The 18,229-nt window shown below is 73.1% G+C and carries 19 protein-coding genes; 10 read left to right on the plus strand and 9 right to left on the minus strand.

Annotated features, from left to right (window positions below; all coding sequences use genetic code 11):
* The first annotated feature begins 1 nt into the window (after position 1).
* The 3 genes from ACIP5K_RS02460 to ACIP5K_RS02470 are packed head-to-tail and all read left to right on the plus strand — an operon-like array spanning position 2 to position 3,016.
* Positions 2–478: a succinate dehydrogenase hydrophobic membrane anchor subunit gene (locus ACIP5K_RS02460; protein WP_401404159.1), complete on the plus strand. Its 477-nt coding sequence runs from the start codon at positions 2–4 to the stop codon at positions 476–478.
* A gap of 19 nt (positions 479–497) precedes the next feature.
* Positions 498–2,252 carry a succinate dehydrogenase flavoprotein subunit gene (gene sdhA, locus ACIP5K_RS02465; protein WP_401404161.1) on the plus strand — a complete coding sequence of 585 codons (1,755 nt, stop codon included), beginning with the start codon at positions 498–500 and terminating at the stop codon, positions 2,250–2,252.
* Complete coding sequence (locus ACIP5K_RS02470; protein ID WP_401404162.1) at positions 2,252–3,016, plus strand: succinate dehydrogenase iron-sulfur subunit; 765 nt, start codon at positions 2,252–2,254, stop codon at positions 3,014–3,016. The genes sdhA and ACIP5K_RS02470 overlap by 1 nt, the downstream gene beginning before the upstream one ends.
* A gap of 73 nt (positions 3,017–3,089) precedes the next feature.
* On the opposite strand, the gene ACIP5K_RS02475 is transcribed toward ACIP5K_RS02470, so the two are convergent.
* Together ACIP5K_RS02475 and ACIP5K_RS02480 are read right to left on the minus strand one after the other, a co-directional pair.
* Positions 3,090–5,564 carry a DUF4132 domain-containing protein gene (locus tag ACIP5K_RS02475; RefSeq protein WP_401404164.1) on the minus strand — a complete coding sequence of 825 codons (2,475 nt, stop codon included), beginning with the start codon at positions 5,562–5,564 and terminating at the stop codon, positions 3,090–3,092.
* Between the two features lie 8 nt (positions 5,565–5,572).
* The gene (locus tag ACIP5K_RS02480) at positions 5,573–5,968 is read right to left on the minus strand and encodes a hypothetical protein (protein ID WP_401404166.1); all 396 of its coding nucleotides are present in this window, start codon (positions 5,966–5,968) and stop codon (positions 5,573–5,575) included.
* Between the two features lie 84 nt (positions 5,969–6,052).
* Here ACIP5K_RS02480 and ACIP5K_RS02485 point away from each other — a divergent pair, with 84 nt between their 5' ends.
* The 4 genes from ACIP5K_RS02485 (at position 6,053) to ACIP5K_RS02500 (ending at position 8,783) form a co-directional block, all read left to right on the plus strand.
* Positions 6,053–6,460: a VOC family protein gene (locus ACIP5K_RS02485; protein WP_401404168.1), complete on the plus strand. Its 408-nt coding sequence runs from the start codon at positions 6,053–6,055 to the stop codon at positions 6,458–6,460.
* Positions 6,461–6,581: 121 nt separating this feature from the next.
* Entirely contained in the window at positions 6,582–6,782 is a 201-nt protein-coding gene (locus tag ACIP5K_RS02490; protein ID WP_401405310.1) for a hypothetical protein, read from the plus strand.
* 87 nt (positions 6,783–6,869) lie between these two features.
* On the plus strand, positions 6,870–7,580 hold the full coding sequence (locus ACIP5K_RS02495) for a TetR/AcrR family transcriptional regulator (protein ID WP_401405239.1): 711 nt from the start codon (positions 6,870–6,872) through the stop codon (positions 7,578–7,580).
* 48 nt (positions 7,581–7,628) lie between these two features.
* Entirely contained in the window at positions 7,629–8,783 is a 1,155-nt protein-coding gene (locus ACIP5K_RS02500) for a D-alanyl-D-alanine carboxypeptidase family protein (protein ID WP_401404170.1), read from the plus strand.
* A 562-nt stretch (positions 8,784–9,345) separates the two neighbouring features.
* Here ACIP5K_RS02500 and ACIP5K_RS02505 read toward each other — a convergent pair.
* Both ACIP5K_RS02505 and ACIP5K_RS02510 read right to left on the minus strand, forming a co-directional pair.
* A complete protein-coding gene (locus ACIP5K_RS02505) occupies positions 9,346–10,572 on the minus strand; it encodes a metallophosphoesterase (RefSeq protein ID WP_401404171.1) in 1,227 nt (408 codons plus the stop codon).
* 12 nt (positions 10,573–10,584) lie between these two features.
* Positions 10,585–10,827, minus strand: a complete 243-nt coding sequence (locus ACIP5K_RS02510) for an SCO4848 family membrane protein (protein WP_401404173.1) — start codon at positions 10,825–10,827, stop codon at positions 10,585–10,587.
* Between the two features lie 118 nt (positions 10,828–10,945).
* On the opposite strand from ACIP5K_RS02510, the gene ACIP5K_RS02515 reads away from it, so the two are divergent.
* Positions 10,946–12,172: a D-alanyl-D-alanine carboxypeptidase family protein gene (locus ACIP5K_RS02515; protein ID WP_401405241.1), complete on the plus strand. Its 1,227-nt coding sequence runs from the start codon at positions 10,946–10,948 to the stop codon at positions 12,170–12,172.
* On the opposite strand, the gene ACIP5K_RS02520 is transcribed toward ACIP5K_RS02515, so the two are convergent.
* The 4 genes from ACIP5K_RS02520 to ACIP5K_RS02535 are packed head-to-tail and all read right to left on the minus strand — an operon-like array spanning position 12,093 to position 14,945.
* Positions 12,093–13,013 (minus strand): YihY/virulence factor BrkB family protein, encoded by a 921-nt coding sequence (locus ACIP5K_RS02520; protein WP_401404175.1) that lies wholly within the window; start codon positions 13,011–13,013, stop codon positions 12,093–12,095. The genes ACIP5K_RS02515 and ACIP5K_RS02520 overlap by 80 nt on opposite strands.
* The gene (locus ACIP5K_RS02525; RefSeq protein WP_401404177.1) at positions 13,001–13,477 is read right to left on the minus strand and encodes a GtrA family protein; all 477 of its coding nucleotides are present in this window, start codon (positions 13,475–13,477) and stop codon (positions 13,001–13,003) included. The genes ACIP5K_RS02520 and ACIP5K_RS02525 overlap by 13 nt, the downstream gene beginning before the upstream one ends.
* Entirely contained in the window at positions 13,474–14,427 is a 954-nt protein-coding gene (locus tag ACIP5K_RS02530; RefSeq protein ID WP_401404179.1) for a decaprenyl-phosphate phosphoribosyltransferase, read from the minus strand. The genes ACIP5K_RS02525 and ACIP5K_RS02530 overlap by 4 nt, the downstream gene beginning before the upstream one ends.
* Positions 14,424–14,945, minus strand: a complete 522-nt coding sequence (locus ACIP5K_RS02535) for a phosphatase PAP2 family protein (protein ID WP_401404181.1) — start codon at positions 14,943–14,945, stop codon at positions 14,424–14,426. Before ACIP5K_RS02535 ends, ACIP5K_RS02530 begins: the two co-directional genes overlap by 4 nt.
* 132 nt (positions 14,946–15,077) lie before the next feature.
* On the opposite strand from ACIP5K_RS02535, the gene ACIP5K_RS02540 reads away from it, so the two are divergent.
* Both ACIP5K_RS02540 and ACIP5K_RS02545 read left to right on the plus strand, forming a co-directional pair.
* Positions 15,078–16,490, plus strand: a complete 1,413-nt coding sequence (locus ACIP5K_RS02540) for an FAD-binding protein (protein ID WP_401404183.1) — start codon at positions 15,078–15,080, stop codon at positions 16,488–16,490.
* Positions 16,491–16,521: 31 nt separating this feature from the next.
* A complete protein-coding gene (locus ACIP5K_RS02545; RefSeq protein WP_401404185.1) occupies positions 16,522–17,277 on the plus strand; it encodes a decaprenylphospho-beta-D-erythro-pentofuranosid-2-ulose 2-reductase in 756 nt (251 codons plus the stop codon).
* Positions 17,278–17,298: 21 nt separating this feature from the next.
* Here ACIP5K_RS02545 and ACIP5K_RS02550 read toward each other — a convergent pair whose 3' ends face one another.
* On the minus strand, positions 17,299–18,180 hold the full coding sequence (locus tag ACIP5K_RS02550; RefSeq protein ID WP_401404187.1) for an NAD(P)-dependent oxidoreductase: 882 nt from the start codon (positions 18,178–18,180) through the stop codon (positions 17,299–17,301).
* Between the last annotated feature and the right edge of the window lie 49 nt (positions 18,181–18,229).

Raw genomic sequence — 18,229 nt, forward strand, 5'->3', positions numbered from 1 at the left:
CATGTCCACTGACACCACCGCCGGCGTCGGCCCCGTCGAGGGCGTCTCGCGCTACGACGTCGACAACCCCGCGCCGTTCATCGAGGCCCCCCGCAAGCGCACCTCGAAGACCCCGCGCTCCACGCGCGGCAACTTCGAGATGGCCGCCTGGCTGTTCATGCGCCTTTCGGGTGTCGTCCTGGTCGTCCTGGTCCTCGGCCACCTGCTGATCCAGCTCGTGCTCGACGGCGGCGTCTCCAAGATCGGCTTCGCGTTCGTCGCGGGCCGCTGGGCGTCCCCGTTCTGGCAGGGCTGGGACCTGCTGATGCTGTGGCTCGCGATGCTGCACGGCGCCAACGGCCTGCGTACCGTCATCAACGACTACGCCGAGCGCCCCACCACCCGCATGTGGCTGAAGGGCCTGCTGTACGCCGCGACGGTCTTCACCGTCCTGCTGGGCACGCTGGTGATCTTCACCTTCGACCCCAACATCCGTTAAAGCCGAGGCGAGCGAAACCGTGAAGATTCACAAGTACGACACCGTCATCGTCGGCGCCGGCGGCGCGGGCATGCGTGCGGCCATCGAGTCGACGAAGCGCAGCCGCACCGCCGTGCTGACCAAGCTGTACCCCACCCGCTCCCACACGGGCGCCGCGCAGGGCGGCATGGCCGCCGCGCTGGCCAACGTGGAGGAGGACAACTGGGAGTGGCACACCTTCGACACGATCAAGGGCGGCGACTACCTGGTCGACCAGGACGCCGCCGAGATCCTGGCGAAGGAGGCCATCGACTCGGTCCTCGACCTGGAGAAGATGGGCCTGCCGTTCAACCGCACGCCGGACGGCACCATCGACCAGCGCCGCTTCGGCGGGCACAGCCGCAACCACGGCGAGGCGCCGGTGCGCCGGTCCTGCTACGCCGCGGACCGCACCGGCCACATGATCCTCCAGACGCTGTACCAGAACTGCGTCAAGGAGGGCGTGGAGTTCTTCAACGAGTTCTACGTCCTGGACCAGCTGATCGTCGAGGTCGACGGCGTCAAGAAGTCCGCCGGCGTCGTCGCCTACGAGCTGGCCACCGGTGAGATCCACGTCTTCCAGGCGAAGGCGGTCATCTACGCCTCCGGCGGCACCGGCAAGTTCTTCAAGGTGACGTCGAACGCGCACACGCTGACCGGCGACGGCCAGGCCGCCTGCTACCGGCGCGGGATCCCGCTGGAGGACATGGAGTTCTTCCAGTTCCACCCGACCGGCATCTGGCGCATGGGCATCCTCCTGACGGAGGGCGCCCGCGGTGAGGGCGGCATCCTCCGCAACAAGGACGGCGAGCGCTTCATGGAGAAGTACGCGCCGGTCATGAAGGACCTCGCGTCCCGTGACGTCGTGTCCCGCTCCATCTACACGGAGATCCGTGAGGGCCGCGGCTGCGGTCCTGAGGGCGACCACGTCTACCTCGACCTCACGCACCTCCCGCCGGAGCAGCTGGACGCCAAGCTGCCCGACATCACCGAGTTCGCGCGCACGTACCTCGGTATCGAGCCCTACACGGACCCGATCCCGATCCAGCCGACCGCGCACTACGCCATGGGCGGCATCCCGACGAACGTCGAGGGTGAGGTCCTGGCGGACAACACCACCGTCGTCCCCGGCCTGTACGCCGCCGGTGAGGTCGCCTGCGTGTCGGTGCACGGCGCCAACCGCCTGGGCACCAACTCGCTGCTCGACATCAACGTCTTCGGGCGTCGTGCGGGCATCGCGGCCGCCGAGTACTCCCACACGGCCGACTTCGTCGAGCTGCCGGAGAACCCGGCGTCGCTGGTGCAGGAGCTGGTCGAGCACCTGCGCGACTCCACGGGCACCGAGCGGGTCGCGGTCCTGCGCAACGAGTTGCAGGAGTGCATGGACGCCAACGTGATGGTGTTCCGCACCGAGCAGACGATCAAGACGGCCGTCGAGAAGATCGCCGAGCTGCGCGAGCGCTACCGCAACGTGTCGATCCAGGACAAGGGCCGGCGGTTCAACACCGACCTGCTGGAGGCCATCGAGCTGGGCAACCTGCTCGACCTGGCCGAGGTCATGGCGACCAGCGCACTCGCGCGCAAGGAGTCCCGCGGCGGTCACTACCGCGAGGACTTCCCGAACCGCGACGACGTCAACTTCATGCGCCACACCATGGCGTACCGCGAGGTCGGCGACGACGGCACGGAGACGATCCGTCTCGACTACAAGCCGGTCGTCCAGACCCGCTACCAGCCGATGGAGCGTAAGTACTGATGGCTACTCCGACCATGGACAAGCTCGAGGCGCTCGAGGCGGACAACGGCTCGCACCTCATCACGGTCACCTTCCGGATCCGCCGGTTCAACCCGGAGGTCTCGGCCGAGTCGACCTGGGAAGATTTCCAGCTGGACATCGACCCCAAGGAGCGCGTCCTCGACGCCCTCCACAAGATCAAGTGGGACCTGGACGGGTCGCTGACCTTCCGTCGCTCCTGCGCGCACGGCATCTGCGGGTCCGACGCGATGCGCATCAACGGCAAGAACCGCCTTGCCTGCAAGACGCTCATCAAGGACATCAACCCCGCGAAGCCGATCACGGTCGAGGCCATCAAGGGCCTCACCGTGCTGAAGGACCTCGTGGTCGACATGGACCCGTTCTTCCAGGCGTACCGCGACGTCATGCCGTTCCTGGTCACCAAGGGCAACGAGCCGACGCGCGAGCGCCTCCAGTCCGCCGAGGACCGCGAGCGCTTCGACGACACCACCAAGTGCATCCTGTGCGCCGCGTGCACGTCGTCCTGCCCGGTGTTCTGGAACGACGGCCAGTACTTCGGTCCGGCCGCCATCGTGAACGCCCACCGCTTCATCTTCGACTCGCGCGACGAGGCCGGGGAGCAGCGGCTGGAGATCCTCAACGACCGTGACGGGGTGTGGCGCTGCCGCACCACCTTCAACTGCACGGACGCCTGCCCGCGTGGCATCGAGGTCACCAAGGCGATCCAGGAAGTGAAGCGCGCGCTGATCACGCGTCGCTTCTGACCTTCCCCGTCCCGCCGTGCCGTGGGCCCCGCTCCTTCCCGGAGCGGGGCCCTCGGCCGTTCGGCCGGGCGGGTCAGCGGCGGATCTGGCTGACGATCGTCGGGTCGGTGATCTTCGTGTCCTCGGCCAGCAGCAGCGCCTTGCTGAGGACGACGGCCAGCACCCGGTCGCCCTCGAAGGGCACGTAGCCGGGGTCGGCGGCGGCGCCGCCGGACTTCGGCACGATGCACAGATACTGGTCGCCCGGCGTCATCAGGATGTTGCCCGAGCCCAGATGGATCTTGTACGTGTGCAGCTCGCCCTTGACGTGCAGGAAGCGCCCTTCGAGGTGGCAGCGGCCGGCGATCGCCAGGCGCGGCACCAGCCGCTCCAGGAGGGCGCGGCGGGTCTCGGCGCTCTGGTTCAGCTCGCCGAAGCCGTACGAGGTCCAGTAGGCGCGGAACCGGCCGTCGGGGCCGCCGTCCTGCCACGTCGGGTCGTTCCCGACGCTGGCCACGCCGACGAACAGGTCGACGTCGCGCAGCACTTCGGACAGGACCAGCGGCGGTATCGCGCTCAGCGGCAGCGGTTCGACGGGGGCGCGGCCGCCGTGCGTCCCCATCCGGTACCCGCCGCCGTAGCAGTGCGCCGTGTTCTGCGGGGCGTCGATCGGGTAGAAGCGGACCTGGTCGGTGCGCAGCCGCAGATAGCTGCCGGACTCGGTGGTGTCGACGCCGTACTCCTGTCCCTCGCCCTCGACCCAGTACTCGGCGCGCAGGCCCCACCGCGGCAGCTCGCGGGTGGCGGGCGGCGCCTCGTCGTCCACGCACAGCCGCAGCTGGTCGCGCCAGCCGCGGACCGCGGCGAGGGAGTGGAACTGGTGCTGGCGGACGATGTGCGCGGCGAACCGGTTCGAGTACGTGCCCGTGGCGCGCTCGGCGTCGGTGAGCAGGTACACCTCGCGGTGGGCCTGCTTGAACGGCTGGGTGACCGCGTGCCGCTCCAGCCAGTCCCGCCAGGCGACGACCTCGGCGGGGTCGCGGTCGACGGGGTGCCAGAGGGTGACCTCGGTGCCGGTGGTGACGGGGTCGTCGGTGAGGGTGCGCAGCTCGCCGGCGGCGAAGCCGACCGCGGTGCCGTCGACGCTCCACAGCAGGCGGCGGGCGAGGGTGCCGACCAGCGGGTGGTCGAGGAGGCGCGCGCGCCACGCCGGGTAGGACCAGCTGCGGCGGGCGAGGAACTGCCGGTCGAGGCGCTCGGCCTGGGCGCCGAGCATCTTGTCGATGTCCTTGACGGCCGCCTTGAGCTCCTTCAGCTCCTCGGCGTGGTCGCGGCGGACGGCGGCGGGCACGGACTTCACCGTCCGGCCGCCGGCCGCGGTCCAGCCGAGGACGGCCCTGGTGCCGTGCACCGTCAGGTGGGCGGTGGCGTCGCCGAGCCGGATCTCGGCGTGGCCGACGCCGGTGAGCCCGTAGGCCGGGACGGCCAGCTCCTCGACCTCGTCGCGGGACAGGCCCAGGGCGTTCGCGCGGTTGTCGAGGGCGGCCTCCAGGAGCTTGCGGGTCGCCTTGTAGGTGACGCGGGCGGTCAGCCGGGCCAGCTCGGCGAGGGCGGGCGCGCCGTCGGTCCGCGCCAGCGCGTTGACCCCCGCGTTCGCCACCTTCGGGTTGACCGGGCCGAGGCCCGGCACCTTCTTGAGCGAGGTCTCGACGAGCGCGCCGAGCGCCCGGGCGGAGTCCGGGTGGGCGGGGAGCAGGGCGAGGATCCAGGTGAGCCCGCGCAGCGCGTTGGCGTTGAAGGCGTCGAAGGTCAGGTTCGCGTCCGGTCCGTGGCGGGCGGCTGTCAGCGCGAAGGTGCGGGGGCGGCCGGCGAGCGGCAGCCAGTCGAGCACGGCCACCCGCACGGCGTCGGCGCCGAGCGGTGCGACGGCGGCCAGGGCGGCCGTGTCCCAGGCGGCGGTGGGCTTCGCCGAGGTGGCGGTCGCCGCGTGGGCGAGCAGGGCCCGCCAGGCGGCGGTGTCGTCGGCCGCGGCGGCGTGGGCCAGGGCGCGCTCGGCCCACGGCTCCCCCACGTTCAGCACCGGGTCGGTCAGCTTGCGGGCCACGGCTGTCATCTCCCGCTGGTGGTAGGTCTCCAGGGCGCAGCGGCGCAGGTGGGCCACGACGGGCGGGGACAGGGTGCGGCCCGCGGCCAGCTCGGCCTCGGCGGCCGCGGCCACGCCGCTGCCGTACGCCACCGCGTGCTCCAGGCCGAAGCGCTCCAGCTCGGCGCTCCGCTCGGCCGCGAGCGGGTCGCCCGGCAGGCCGGCGCCGACGGCGGTCAGCAGTCGCAGCACCGAGCCCCGGGCGGGCTCGCCGGGGCGGGTGGCGCCGGGGAGGATGCGGCGCAGCTCCTGCGCGGCGCGGGTCCGCAAGCGGGTGTCGAGCGCGCCGATCAGCGCGACGATCCGGTCGACCATCGCTCCCCCGTACCCCTGTCTCGTCGTCATCGCGTCCAGCGCCTCGCGGGCGAGCAGTGCGGCGTTCTCCCGGGCCGCGTGGTCCTGGACCCTGTCCAGCCTGATCCGCATGTCCACGCTCAGCCACCGACCAGCGCGACGAGCTTGAGGAAGGTGACCTCGGCGTCGCGGCCCAGCTCGATCTCCTCGTCGGGGTCCGTGAACTGACGGTCGCCGACCAGCACCAGGAAGCCGTTGCCCCGGAAGGCGGTCAGGGCGCGCTCCGTCTGGGTCTCGGCGTCGATCCGGCGGGGGGTGCGCAGCGCGTACCCGTTCAGCACGCGCTCCGTGTGCTCCGGCTGGACCAGGCCCCGGAAGACCCCGGTCGCCGGGCTCGCGTTGAACTCCGCGACCTCCTGGAAGACCCGCCGCCGGATCAGCTCCCGTACGGTGAGCCGCTCCTCGGCCGTCTCCAGGCCGAAGGCCGTGTCCCTGTGTCCCGCTGTCGTCTCGTCGACGAACGTCACTGTCCCCATGTCCAGGACCGTACGGGTCGTCACTGACAATCACCCCCTCCCCGCTGCACGGCTTTCGCCCGGTCCGACCGTTAATCTGACGGAATGTCACATGATGATCGACTGGACGTCCTCGGCTTCGACAACGCCCTGCTGCCCGTCGGCGACCTGCCCGAGGCCGTCGCCTTCTACGAGCGCGCCGGGTTCCCCGTGAAGGTGCGGTTCGACGAGGCGGGGATCGCCCTGCTCGGCGCCGGCAAGGAGACTCCCGGGCTGCTGCTGCGCGCCGAGGAGGAGTTCGGGCGGCGCTCCCCCGCGTGGCCCGCGGCGCGGCTGTGGCTTGAGGTGCGGGACGCGCGGGCCGCGGGCGAGCGGCTGACGGCGGCCGGCATCGACCTCCTGGACCCGCCCTTCTCCACGTCCACCGGGTACGTCGTGGAGTTCGCCGATCCGTGGGGCAACGTCATCGGGTTCACCGACTACCTCAAGCGCCCGGAGCTGGCCCGCAGTTGAGGCACGTGCGGGCCTGAAGGACGACTCTTCCCGGCCGACGTGCTGCACGGCGACGAGAAGCCGGCGCGAGCCGTCAACCACCCGCGTCATCTTCGAGACCCTGTCGAGCAAGCTCGGCGTGGTGCTGCTCGCACTCGGGGTGATGCACCTGGGGAACGTCTTCGTCCTCAACCGGATCCGGCGGCGCGGGCTCAGGGCGCGCGAGCAGCGGCCGCCGGTGCCGCTGGGCCTGGTCCCGGCCGGCCGCTCCCGGGCCCGGCGGCTCTTCCCGGACCTCGAGCACGCGGCGACGCCCACCGGATGGCGACGCCCACCGGGATGAAGGTCGCCGGGCCGGTGGTGCTAGGGGCCGCCAGGTACCGCGAGGCCCGGTGGGCGACCGGGTGCGACAGCGGCTGGCGCACGGCCGATTAGGCTCGACGGCGTGGCAGCAGAGAAGACCGTGAAGAGCGAGCAGACGCGGGCGCTGATCCTGGAGACCGCGATGCGGCTGTTCCGGGAGCGGGGCTACGACAGGACCACCATGCGGGCCATCGCCCAGGAGGCGGGGGTCTCGGTCGGCAACGCGTACTACTACTTCGCGGGCAAGGAACACCTCGTCCAGGGGTTCTACGACCGGATCGCCGCCGAGCACCAGGCGGCGGTCCGGCCCGTGCTCGACACGGAGACCGACCTGGAGGCACGGATCGCCGGGGTGCTGGGCGTCTGGCTGGAGATCGCCGAGCCGTACCACGAGTTCGCGGCGCAGTTCTTCAAGAACGCGGCCGATCCGGAGTCGCCGCTCAGCCCGTTCTCGCCCGAGTCGGAGCCCGCCCGCCAGGCGGCGATCTCCGTGCACCGCGAGGTGCTGGCCGGCTCGAAGGCGAAGGTCCCGGCCGAACTCGCCGAGATCCTGCCCGAGTTGATGTGGCTGTCGCAGATGGGGCTCGTCCTGTACTGGGTCTTCGACTCCTCCGAGGGCCGCGAGCGCAGCCGCCGGCTCGCGGTCCGGGGGGCGCGGCTGACGGGGCGCGGGGTGGCGCTGGCCCGGTTCCGGGTGCTGCGGCCGCTCGTCCACGAGGTGCACGAGCTGTTCACCGACTTCCTGCCGGGGATGACCCGGCCGCGGCCGGCGCCGTAGGGCGACCCCTCCTGCCTTTGCCTCAGCTTTGAGCTGTACCTTCGCGGGATGCCCGGCACAGCCTCGTCCCCGCAGCAACCGTCGTCCTCCCGGTTCAGCCGTCGCGCCGCGCTCGGCCTCGGAATCGGGGCGGCCGCCGCTCTCTCCCTCCCCGCGCCGCGGGCGTCCGCCGCGCAGGCCGTGGGCGGTGCGCGGCTCGCCGCGCCCGGGGTGCAGGTGCGGCGGCGCGCCGGTGCGCCGAAGCCGCCCGGGCTCAAGGCCCGCGCGTGGCTCGTCGCCGACAACGACAGCGGCGAGGTGCTGGCCGCGTACCGCGCGCACCGGGCGCTGGCGCCCGCCTCCACCCTGAAGATGCTCTTCGCGGACACCGTCCTGCCGAAGTTCCACAGCACCGACCGGCACAAGGTGACCGTCGAGGACCTGGCCGGCATCCCGTACGGGTCCAGCCTCGTCGGCGTCCAGGCCGGCACCACGTACACCGTCCACCAGCTGTGGCAGGGCGTCTTCCTGCGCTCCGGGAACGACGCCGTGCACGTCCTCGCCCACATGAACGGCGGCGTCGCCCGCACCGTCGCGCAGATGCAGGCCCGCGCCGTCGAGCTCGGGGCCGGCGACACCCATGTCGTCAGCCCCGACGGCTTCGACCACAAGGGGCAGCTCTCGTCCGCCTACGACCTGACGCTCTTCGCCCGCGCGGGGCTGAAGAACGACGACTTCCGCGGGTACTGCGCCACGCGCGTCGCCGACTTCCCCGCGGGCGGCGCCAAGACCTTCCAGATCCAGAACACCGACCGCCTGCTGACCGGGCAGGGGGTCGCGCCGTACCCGGGGCTGATCGGCGTCAAGAACGGCTACACGACGCACGCCGGGAACACGTTCACGGGCGCCGCCACCCGTGACGGGCGCACCCTTCTGGTCACCGTGATGCATCCCGGGTCCGGGGCCGAGGTGTACGAGGAGACGGCGGCGCTGCTCGACTGGGGGTTCCGGGCCGGGGACCGGGTCGACGCCGTCGGGGAGCTGGTCCTGCCGCTGAGCGAGCGGCCTGAGCGGTCGGCTTCGCCCGTGCCGGGGGCGGCCTCGTCCTCGTCCTCCAGGGGGCCCGGGGCCGCGCATCGGGAGGAGTGGGCGCTCGGGGGGTCCGCCGTGGTGGCCGCCGTGGCGGGCGGCGGCCTGATGGCCCTGCGCCGCCGCCACACCTAGCCCCGGCCCCGGGCGACGCCCCGGCGGTGCCTGTCCAGGTCGCCGTTACCGCGCGCCCCGGTGAGGCTTCCCGCGCAGTTCCCCGCGCCCCTGGGCAGGTCGTCACGCGCGCCACCGTCGTGGCTGATCGCGCAGTTCCCCGCGCCCCTGGGTAGTCCGTCGTCTGCGGGCCGGTGGCCTCTTCTCGCGCAGTTCCCCGCGCCCCTGAGGCATGCGCTGCGCGCAGCCTCCCCTTGAGGCTGCGCTTCGCGCGCCTCCACAGAGAGGCGAGCCGGTGGCGCGCCTCTCCCGAGAGGCCGGACAGTGGCGCACCTCTCCCGAGAGGCGGGACGGTAGCGCGCATCCCCCGAAAGGCCGGACAGTCGCGCGCCTCCCCCGGGAAACGGGACGGTGGCGCGCCTCTCTGATGAGATGGCGCACGCAGTGCGCATCTCAGGGGCGCGGGGAACTGCGCGACCAGCCACGACGAGAGCCGCACCCGAAAGACCACCCAGGGGCGCGGGGAACTGCGCGACCAGCCATCGCCCGCCCGCGCCCGACGAACCACCCGCAGATGGGGAGGTCAGGAGTGGGGGGAGGCCAGTTCGATCACGGTGATGTCGGACGGGGCCCCGACCCGTACCGGTGGCCCCCACGCCCCCGCCCCCCGACTGACGTACAGCTGGGTGTCGCCGTAGGACTCCAGGCCCGCGAGAGTCGGATTGGCGGCGTCCGCGACGAAGTTGCCGGGCCACAGCTGACCGCCGTGGGTGTGGCCGGAGAGCTGGAGGTCGACGCCGTGCGCGACGGCCTCGTGGATCATCACGGGCTGGTGGGCGAGAAGCACGGCGGCGCGGGAGGTGTCCCGGTCACCGAGCGCCCTGCCGTAGTCGGGGCCCTCGCCGTGGCTCTCGCCGCTGATGTCGTTGACCCCGGCGAGATCGAAGGCACCCAGCTCGACCCGCGCGTTGGCCAGCGGCCGCATCCCGATCTCGCGGACGTGCGCCACCCACGGATCGGCGCCGGAGAAGTACTCGTGGTTGCCGGTGACGAAGTACGTGCCGTGCCGCGAGCGCAGCCGGGCCAGGGGCGCGACGGCCGGGGCCAGGTCCGTCACGCTGCCGTCGACCAGGTCGCCGACGATCGCGATGAGGTCGGGCTGGGTGCCGTTGACGATGTCGACGACGCGTTCGGCGAAGCCCCGGCCCAGCACGGGACCGAGGTGCACGTCGCTGACGACGGCGATCCGGAACCCGTGGGCGGAGCGCGGCAGTTTGGCCAGCGGCACGGTGACCCGCTTCACCTTCGGCCCGCGCAGCACCCCGTACGCGCCGTTGCCCACGATCCCCGCGGCGGCGACGGCGGACGCCGCGCCCACGGTGCGGGCGAGGACCAGCCGCCGGGTGGGAGCGACGGCCGGCGCGGCGACCGGCGGCCCCGGTTCCGCATCCGGCTCCGGCGCGGCGTCGGCCCCGGCGGCACCCCTCGCGCGCCGGTCGAGCACCCGGCGCAGAAGCGGCCGCACGGCCTCCCCCACCAGCAGGGCGAGCAGCAGGTAGAGGGCGAACGCCATCCACAGGAAGCCCGGCCAGGCCAGCACCCGTTGCAGGAGGAACGGCGCGCCGGCCCGCTCGGCGGCGAGCGCCGCGAACATCAGGACCGGGCCCGCCACGAACACGGCGGCGCCCAGGCGCCGGGGCCATCCGGGGCCGGCCGTCGTGGCCCGCACGAGACGGCGGTACGCGTAGTAGTGCAGCCCGGCGAACGCCGCGAGCACGGCGACGACGACGAGAACGAGGACGACGACCATGCCCGGCCCCCGCTACGGCGCGCTGCGCAGCGAGCGCACGCCGCGGAACCCGATCGCCCCGACCACCGTCCCCAAGACAAAGGAGACGACCGCGAGGGTCAGGTGCACCCAGAAGTACGCGGTCGGGTCCCCGGCGTCGTCGAAGGCGAGGCCGCTGCCGTCCTTCCACAAGTTCTTGGCGAAAGTGATCCAGATGATCCATGACCACACCCCGAAGGCGAGCAGGAACCAGGAGACGGGGCGACTGAGCTTCATGCGTTCAGTATCGCCAGCGCGCGTCGCGCACCGCCGCCGGGGTGGGACGGGAGAGACACAGAACACCTCGGCGGCGACTCACCGGCCGGGTACCTGTACGTTCTCGTCCGTGTCTGCCATGCATGAGTCGTACGTCACCTCGTACCTGAAGAAGTCCGCGCTCGTCCTGACGGCCTGTGGCCTGACGCTGGCCGGGACGGTCCCCGCGGCGTCCGCCGCCGGCGGGGCCGACCGGGACGACAAGCCCCCGGCGGTCATGTCGGACGTCGGCGGGGCCCGGCTGGCGAAGGCGGGCACCCAGGTGCGGCCGGGCGGCGGCGCCCCGAAGCTGCCGAAGGATCTGACGGCGAAGTCCTGGATCGTCAGCGACGCCGAGTCGGGCGACGTGCTGGCCTCGCACAACGCGCACTGGAAGCTGCCGCCCGCGAGCACCCTGAAGATGCTCTTCGCGGACGCGGTGCTGCCCCGGTTCCTGAAGTCGACGACCCACAAGGTCGTCCCCTCCGACCTGGCGGGAATGGGCGCGGGCTCCAGCCTCGTCGGCGTCAAGGAGGGCTTCACGTACACCGTCCACGACCTGTGGCTCGGCGTCTTCCTGAAGTCGGGCAACGACGCGGTGCACGTGCTGTCCGCCATGAACGGCGGCGTGCCGCAGACCGTGCGGGACATGCAGGACCACGCGGACCGGTTGCAGGCCCACGACACGCACGTGGTCAGCCCCGACGGGTACGACATGCCGGGCCAGACCTCGTCCGCGTACGACCTGACGCTGTTCGCGCGCGCGGGGCTGCACGACCCGGACTTCCGCGAGTACGCGGCGACGGCCCGCGCCAAGTTCCCCAAGGAGCAGAAGAAGGGCCGGACCACCGAGCGGTTCGAGATCCAGAACACCAACCGGCTGCTCACCGGGGACTACGGCATCTCGCCCTACAAGGGCATCGCCGGGGTGAAGAACGGCAACACCACGCACGCGGGCGCGACCTTCACCGGCGTCGCCGAGCGCGGCGGCAGGAAGCTCCTCGTCACCGTGATGAACCCGCGCTCCACGGAGTCCTTCGCGGTCTACAAGGAGGCCGCCCGGCTGCTCGACTGGGGCTTCGCCGCCGACGGCAGGGTCACCCCGGTCGGCCATCTGGTGCAGGCCAGGACGGCGGCGCCGTCGGGCGAGGCCGTGCCGAAGGGCGACGCGGGTCCCGCCCGGCCCGCGGCGCACGCGAAGGTGGCCGCGCCGGGCGGTTCCAGCGGGGTCGGCATCGCGCTGGCGGTCACGGGCGGGGTTCTGGTGGTGCTGGCCGCCGTGGTGTTCCTGGTGCGGAGGAAGTGGCCGGTCCAGCGGCGGATGTGAGTCCGGTCGCCGACCAGGCCGAGCAGAACAGCACCAGTTTCGCCGTGAAGTTGATCCACAGCAGCAGGGCGACCGGGGTGCCGAACGCCCCGTACATGCTCTTCGCGGCGACGCCCTTGATGTAGCCGCCGAGCAGCAGCTTCAGCAGCTCGAACCCGGCGGCGCCGATCAGCGCCGCGATCACCAGGTCGCGGCGCTCGGGCTTCACCCCGGGCAGCAGGGTCAGGATGTAGAGCAGCAGCAGGAAGTCCGCGAGCACGGCGATCGCGAACGCGACGACCTGGAGCACGAGGCCGCCCCAGCCGTCCTTGTCCAGGCCGAGCCCCTCCGCGGTGGCGTCCACGGCGGAGGAGGCGACCGTGGACGCGACGAGCGAGGCGAGGCCCGCGCCGCCGAGCCCCACCAGCACCCCGGCGTCCTTCAGCTTGCGCACGACCGGGTTCTCCTCGGGGTCGGGCAGCTCCCACACGGCGCGCAGGCACTCCCGCATCGAGCCGACCCAGCCGATACCGGTGAACAGCAGCAGCGCGCCCGCGACGATCCCGACGGTGCCCGCGTTGTCGACCAGCGCCTGGAGGTCGAGCTGGTCGGAGATGCCCGGCACCTGGTCGCTGATCTTGTCCTGCAACTCGTGCTGCTGCGCGGTGGACAGCGTGCTCGCCGCGACCGCGGCGGCCACGGTGAGCAGCGGGAACAGCGCGAGGAAACTGATGAACGTCATCGCCGCGGCGAGCCGCGTCCAGTGCACCGCGTCCAGCCGCTCGTAGGCGCGCCAGGCGTGCGTCAGCATCAGCCGGCTCACCAGCGGGCCGACGACGGGGAGCTTCTTCAGCCAGTCCATGATCCAACCCTGCCCCGATCGGCCGTTTCCACCGGTCCCGGGCGGCGGGCGTCCGCGCCGAAGACCAGGGTGCGGGTGCCCCAGAACCGCACGACAGTGGCGAGGGCCATCCCGATGCCCGCGCCGGACACGGTGTCGGCCCGCCGCGAGGTCAGTCCGAGTCCGTAGTGCGACACCGCGAGGCACAGCAGCTGCACCAGCGCGCCCGCGACGTTGACCGCGAGGAAGACGCCGTACCGCCGCAGCCGCGGGACGTCCCCCGCCGCGCTCCGGTAGGTGCCGAGGGCGTTGCCCGCGTACGCCACCGAGCAGCCCGCCACGAAGGAGAGCGCCTTGGCGGTGAGCGGGTCGAGGCCGGCCGGGCCGCGCAGCCACACGAACAGGCCGAGGTCGGCCGCGTACGCGCACAGCCCCACCCCCGCGAAGGCGGCCAGCTCCGGTCCCAGCGCGCGCAGCCGGCTCACCAGTCGACGACCGCGAGTCCGTACATGGCCAGCCACACCAGGCCGATGACGGCGAGGGCCCGGTCGCGCAGCACGACGTCCTCCGGCTCGCCCGCGGTGCCCCGGTCGGCGAAGACGGCGTAGCGCAGCACGGCGAGGATGAACGCCACCATCGACAGCTGGCGCCAGGGCAGCAGGCTGGTGCGCGCGACGCCGCCCTCCTCCATCGCCCACAGGCAGTAGGCGAGCACGGCGACCCCGGCCGCGAGCTGCCAGACGAAGCGCAGGTAGCCGGTCGTGTACTGGTTCAGCAGGGCGCGGGTCGCGCCGTCCTTGCCGACCATCTGCACGGCCTCGGAGTACCGCTTCGCGGAGACCATGAACAGCGCGCCGAAGCCGGTGGTGATCAGGAACCAGCGGGACAGCGGGATGCCGAGCGCGACTCCGCCGATCATCGCCCGCATGAGGAACCCGGTGGTGACGACGGTCAGGTCGACGACGAGCACGTGCTTGAGGCTGACGCAGTAGGCGAGCTGCATGACGACGTACGCGGTGAGCAGCGCGGCGGTCATCGGGTTGCACAGCGCGGCGGCGACGGTCGGCGCGAGGGCGGCGAGGAGCGCGCCCGCGGCGTAGGCGGCGGGCACCGGGACCCGGCCCGCGGCGACCGGCCGGTGCCGCTTCACGGGGTGCGCGCGGTCGGCCTCGGCGTCCCGCGCGTCGTTGATCAGGTACACGGCCGCCGAGGCGAGGGTGAACAGGCAGCAGACCAGGACCACCTGGGTCAGCGCGTGCCGGGAGAAGAGCTGGCCCGCGGCGGCGGGGGCCGCGACGACGAGCACGTTCTTCACCCACTGCCGGGGCCGCGCGGTCCGCAGCAGTCCCGCGGGCAGTGCGAGCGGGGTGACCCGGCCCAGCGGCTCCTCGCCCGGCCGTTCCAGGACCGCCGCGCCCTTGGCGCCGTCCGTCATCGGGGCGCACCTCCGGCCGCCGCCCAGCGCGCGCCGAGCCGCGCGGTCAGCGCGCCCAGCGCCGCGCCCGCCGCGACGTCGGACGGGTAGTGCACGCCGACGACGAGCCGCGAGACGCACACGGCGGCGGCGATCGGCGGCGCCAGGTGCGCGCCGACCGGCCGCACCGCGCCGTAGGCGACGGCCGCGGCGGCGGCCGCGGTCGCGTGCGAGCTGGGGAAGGAGTGCCGGCCCGCGGTGCGCACCAGGGGTTCGATCCCGGCGCCCGCCTCGGGCCGCGGCCTGCGCACCACGCGCTTCACGCCCATGCTGGCCAGGTGCGCGCCCGCGGTCAGCGCGGTGGCGCGCAGCCAGGCCGGGCGGCGCTCCCGGTCCGCGGCGGCGCCCACGAGCCCGGCCGCGAGCCAGAGCGCGCCGTGCTCCCCGGCCCAGGACAGCGCCCGCGCGGCCGCTGCCACGCGCCGGTCCGAGCCGCAGTCGCGCAGCGCTGACAGCAATCGGCGGTCGATGTCGTCCATGTGGCTCACTGTGGAGGCCGACCCCTCCGCAGACCGCACCCAGCCCCATGACACCCCATCAATCACCCATTTCGGTGAGAGAATATGAGATTTGGGGCAAAGCTCGCTTCCCTGGACGATACGGTCACCGTCATGGCTGCCGCCCCTTCACCGACCGTCCCGCGCGCCCCGTCCGCGCCCACCGCCGCCGGTTACGACGCCGTGCCGGTCACCGGCTGGGGCCGCACCGCCCCCACCTCCGCGCACCTGGTGCGCCCCCGCAGCTACGAGGAGACGGTGGCCGCCGTCCGGGAGTGCGCGCTCACCGGGCGGCGCGGCGGGATCGCCCGCGGCCTGGGCCGGGCCTACGGCGACGCGGCGCAGAACGCGGGCGGCGCGGTCCTCGACATGACCGGCCTGGACCGCGTCCACGCCATCGACGCCGCGGGCGGCACCGTCCTGTGCGACGCGGGCGTCTCGCTGCACCGGCTGATGGAGGTCCTGCTGCCGCTCGGCTGGTTCGTGCCGGTCACCCCCGGCACCCGCTACGTGACGGTCGGCGGTGCGATCGGCGCCGACATCCACGGCAAGAACCACCACGTCCGCGGCTCCTTCTCCCGGCATGTCCTCGCCCTCGAACTGCTCACCGCCGACGGCGAGGTGCGGATGGTGGAGCGCGGCACCGAGCTGTTCGACGCGACCGCCGGGGGCATGGGCCTGACCGGCGTCATCCTGACGGCGACGGTGCGGCTCCAGCGCGTGGAGACCTCGCTGATGACGGTCGACACCGAGCGGGCCACCGACCTCGACGACCTGATGGCCCGGCTGACCGCCACGGACCACCGCTACCGCTACTCCGTCGCCTGGATCGACCTGCTCGCGCGCGGCGCCGCCCTGGGCCGCGCCGTCCTCACCCGCGGCGACCACGCCCCGCTGGACGCGCTGCCCGCCCGCGCCCGCCGCGCCCCGCTCGACTTCCGCCCCGGCCGGCTGCCGGCGCCGCCCGCCTTCGTCCCGGAGGGCCTGCTGGGCCGCACCACGGTCGGCGTCTTCAACGAGCTCTGGTACCGCAGGGCGCCCCGCCTGCGCACCGGCGAGATCCAGAAGCTCGCCACCTTCTTCCACCCCCTGGACGGCGTGCCGCACTGGAACCGGGTCTACGGGCGCGGCGGCTTCGTGCAGTACCAGTTCGTCGTCGGGCACGGGCGGGAGGAGGCGCTGCGCCGGATCGTGCGGCGGGTCTCCGCGCGCCGCTGCCCGTCCTTCCTCGCCGTGCTGAAGCGGTTCGGCGACGGCGACCCGGGCTGGCTGTCCTTCCCGATGCCGGGATGGACCCTCGCGCTCGACATCCCCGCGAACCTGCCGGGCCTGGGCGCCTTCCTCGACGAGCTGGACGAGGAGGTCGCCGCCGCCGACGGCCGCGTCTACCTCGCCAAGGACTCCCGGCTGCGCCCCGAACTGCTCGACGCGATGTATCCGCGGCTCGCCGACTTCCGCGCGCTGCGGGCGCGGCTCGACCCCACCGGCGTGTTCCGCTCCGACCTGTCGCGCCGCCTCTCCCTCTGACGCCCCCGACCCCCACAGGAGTTCGCCTCTCATGAAGGACGCCTTCGGCCTCCCCCAGTCCCTGCTCGTCCTCGGCGGCACGTCCGAGATCGGGCTGGCGACGGCCCGCCGGCTGATCACCCGGCGCACCCGCACGGTGTGGCTGGCGGGCCGCCCGTCGCCGGCGCTCGACGCGGCCGCGGCCCAGCTGCGCGGCTCGGGCGCCGAGGTGCGGACCGTCGCCTTCGACGCCCTGGACCCCGGGGCCCACGAGGAGACGCTGGGCAAGGTGTTCGCCGAGGGCGACATCGACATGGTGCTGCTGGCCTTCGGCGTCCTCGGCGACCAGGCCAGCGACGAGGGCGACCCGTCGGCCGCCGTGCGCGTCGCGCAGACCAACTACACGGGCGCCGTCTCGGCCGGGCTGGTGTGCGCGGGGGCGCTCCAGGCGCAGGGGCACGGCTCGCTGGTGGTGCTGTCGTCGGTCGCGGGCGAGCGGGCCCGGCGCTCCAACTTCATCTACGGGTCGAGCAAGGCGGGCCTCGACGCGTTCGCGCAGGGCCTCGGCGACGCGCTGCACGGCACCGGGGTGCACGTCATGGTCGTCCGGCCCGGGTTCGTGCGTTCGAAGATGACCGCCGGGCTCGCCGAGGCGCCGCTCGCGACGACGCCGGACGCCGTGGCGTCCGCCATCGAGCTGGGGTTGCGGCGGCGCTCCGAGACGGTGTGGGTGCCGGGGGCGCTCCGCTGGGTGATGGCGGGCCTGCGCCACGCTCCCCGCGCCGTCTTCCGCCGCCTCCCGGTCTAGGGCCCGCTGCGAGAGGACCGGTCAGTGCACGAGCAGGTCGATCACGCCCGTCAGGTCCTCTTCGCCGCTGGCCTCGGCCAGGCGGCGGCGCATCAGCGCGAAGTAGGGGTTGAGCAGTTCCGGGCTGACTCCCTGCTGCTCGGCGGTGCTCAGGAAGGTCGGCGTGCCGGCCACCTGCATGGCGAGGGTGGAGACGACGCCCTCGGTGTAGTCGCCGGTGCGTAGCTGGTCGGCGGTCCGGTGAACCGCCGGGGCCATCGCGACGAGCCAGTCGGCGAGCAGCGGGGCGAGCGCGGCGGGGTCGATGTCCTCCTTGCGGATCAGGGCGAAGGCGTGCGCGGCCCCGGCGAACATCCCGTACATGGCGCTGAGCAGGGCCACGTCGTGCAGGGCCGCGAAGCCCGCGTCCTCGCCGACGTAGGTGGTGCCGGCCGGGACGGCCAGGGTCTGCTGGTGCCGCTCGAACAGCTCCCGCGAGCCGCTGTAGAAGACGTAGCCGCCGGCTTCCGGGACGCCGATCATCGGAGGGACGGCCATGATCCCGCCGTCCAGGTAGCGGGCGCCGCGCTCGCGGGCCCACTGGGCGCGGGCGCGGGCCTGGGCGGGTGTGCCGGTGGTCAGGTTGACCAGGTCCCTGTCGGACAGGTCGGTGCCGGCCAGCGCCTCGTCGACCGACGTGTCGTCCAGCAGGCAGACGACGACCAGGGTGTTCGCCGCGACCGCCTCAGCGGCGCTGTCCGCGGCCCGTGCCCCCGCTGCGGTGAGTGCCGCGGCGCGGGCCGGGGTGCGGTTCCAGACAGTGAGCGGGTGTCCGGCGGCGAGCCAGGTGCGGGCCAGTGCGGTGCCCATCGCGCCGAGGCCCAGCAGCGTGACGGGAGTCTTCTCAACAGTGTTCTGTGCCATGCCGATTAGGCTGGTCGCAGACTCGGAGGTGATCAAGTACCCACTTGGT

Source organism: Streptomyces sp. NPDC088785 (genome assembly GCF_044750685.1).
Classification (GTDB): Bacteria; Actinomycetota; Actinomycetes; order Streptomycetales; family Streptomycetaceae; genus Streptomyces.

Bases quoted from the DNA above. Each gene is read 5' to 3' on its own strand.
- ACIP5K_RS02460 (WP_401404159.1), top strand. From the start codon at position 2: ATGTCCACTGACACCACCGCCGGCGTCGGCCCCGTCGAGGGCGTCTCG.
- ACIP5K_RS02470 (WP_401404162.1), top strand. From the start codon at position 2,252: ATGGCTACTCCGACCATGGACAAGCTCGAGGCGCTCGAGGCGGACAAC.
- ACIP5K_RS02475 (WP_401404164.1), bottom strand. From the start codon at position 5,564: ATGCGGATCAGGCTGGACAGGGTCCAGGACCACGCGGCCCGGGAGAAC.
- ACIP5K_RS02480 (WP_401404166.1), bottom strand. From the start codon at position 5,968: ATGGGGACAGTGACGTTCGTCGACGAGACGACAGCGGGACACAGGGAC.
- ACIP5K_RS02485 (WP_401404168.1), top strand. From the start codon at position 6,053: ATGTCACATGATGATCGACTGGACGTCCTCGGCTTCGACAACGCCCTG.
- ACIP5K_RS02500 (WP_401404170.1), top strand. From the start codon at position 7,629: ATGCCCGGCACAGCCTCGTCCCCGCAGCAACCGTCGTCCTCCCGGTTC.
- ACIP5K_RS02505 (WP_401404171.1), bottom strand. From the start codon at position 10,572: ATGGTCGTCGTCCTCGTTCTCGTCGTCGTCGCCGTGCTCGCGGCGTTC.
- ACIP5K_RS02510 (WP_401404173.1), bottom strand. From the start codon at position 10,827: ATGAAGCTCAGTCGCCCCGTCTCCTGGTTCCTGCTCGCCTTCGGGGTG.
- ACIP5K_RS02515 (WP_401405241.1), top strand. From the start codon at position 10,946: ATGCATGAGTCGTACGTCACCTCGTACCTGAAGAAGTCCGCGCTCGTC.
- ACIP5K_RS02520 (WP_401404175.1), bottom strand. From the start codon at position 13,013: ATGGACTGGCTGAAGAAGCTCCCCGTCGTCGGCCCGCTGGTGAGCCGG.
- ACIP5K_RS02530 (WP_401404179.1), bottom strand. From the start codon at position 14,427: ATGACGGACGGCGCCAAGGGCGCGGCGGTCCTGGAACGGCCGGGCGAG.
- ACIP5K_RS02535 (WP_401404181.1), bottom strand. From the start codon at position 14,945: ATGGACGACATCGACCGCCGATTGCTGTCAGCGCTGCGCGACTGCGGC.
- ACIP5K_RS02540 (WP_401404183.1), top strand. From the start codon at position 15,078: ATGGCTGCCGCCCCTTCACCGACCGTCCCGCGCGCCCCGTCCGCGCCC.
- ACIP5K_RS02545 (WP_401404185.1), top strand. From the start codon at position 16,522: ATGAAGGACGCCTTCGGCCTCCCCCAGTCCCTGCTCGTCCTCGGCGGC.
- ACIP5K_RS02550 (WP_401404187.1), bottom strand. From the start codon at position 18,180: ATGGCACAGAACACTGTTGAGAAGACTCCCGTCACGCTGCTGGGCCTC.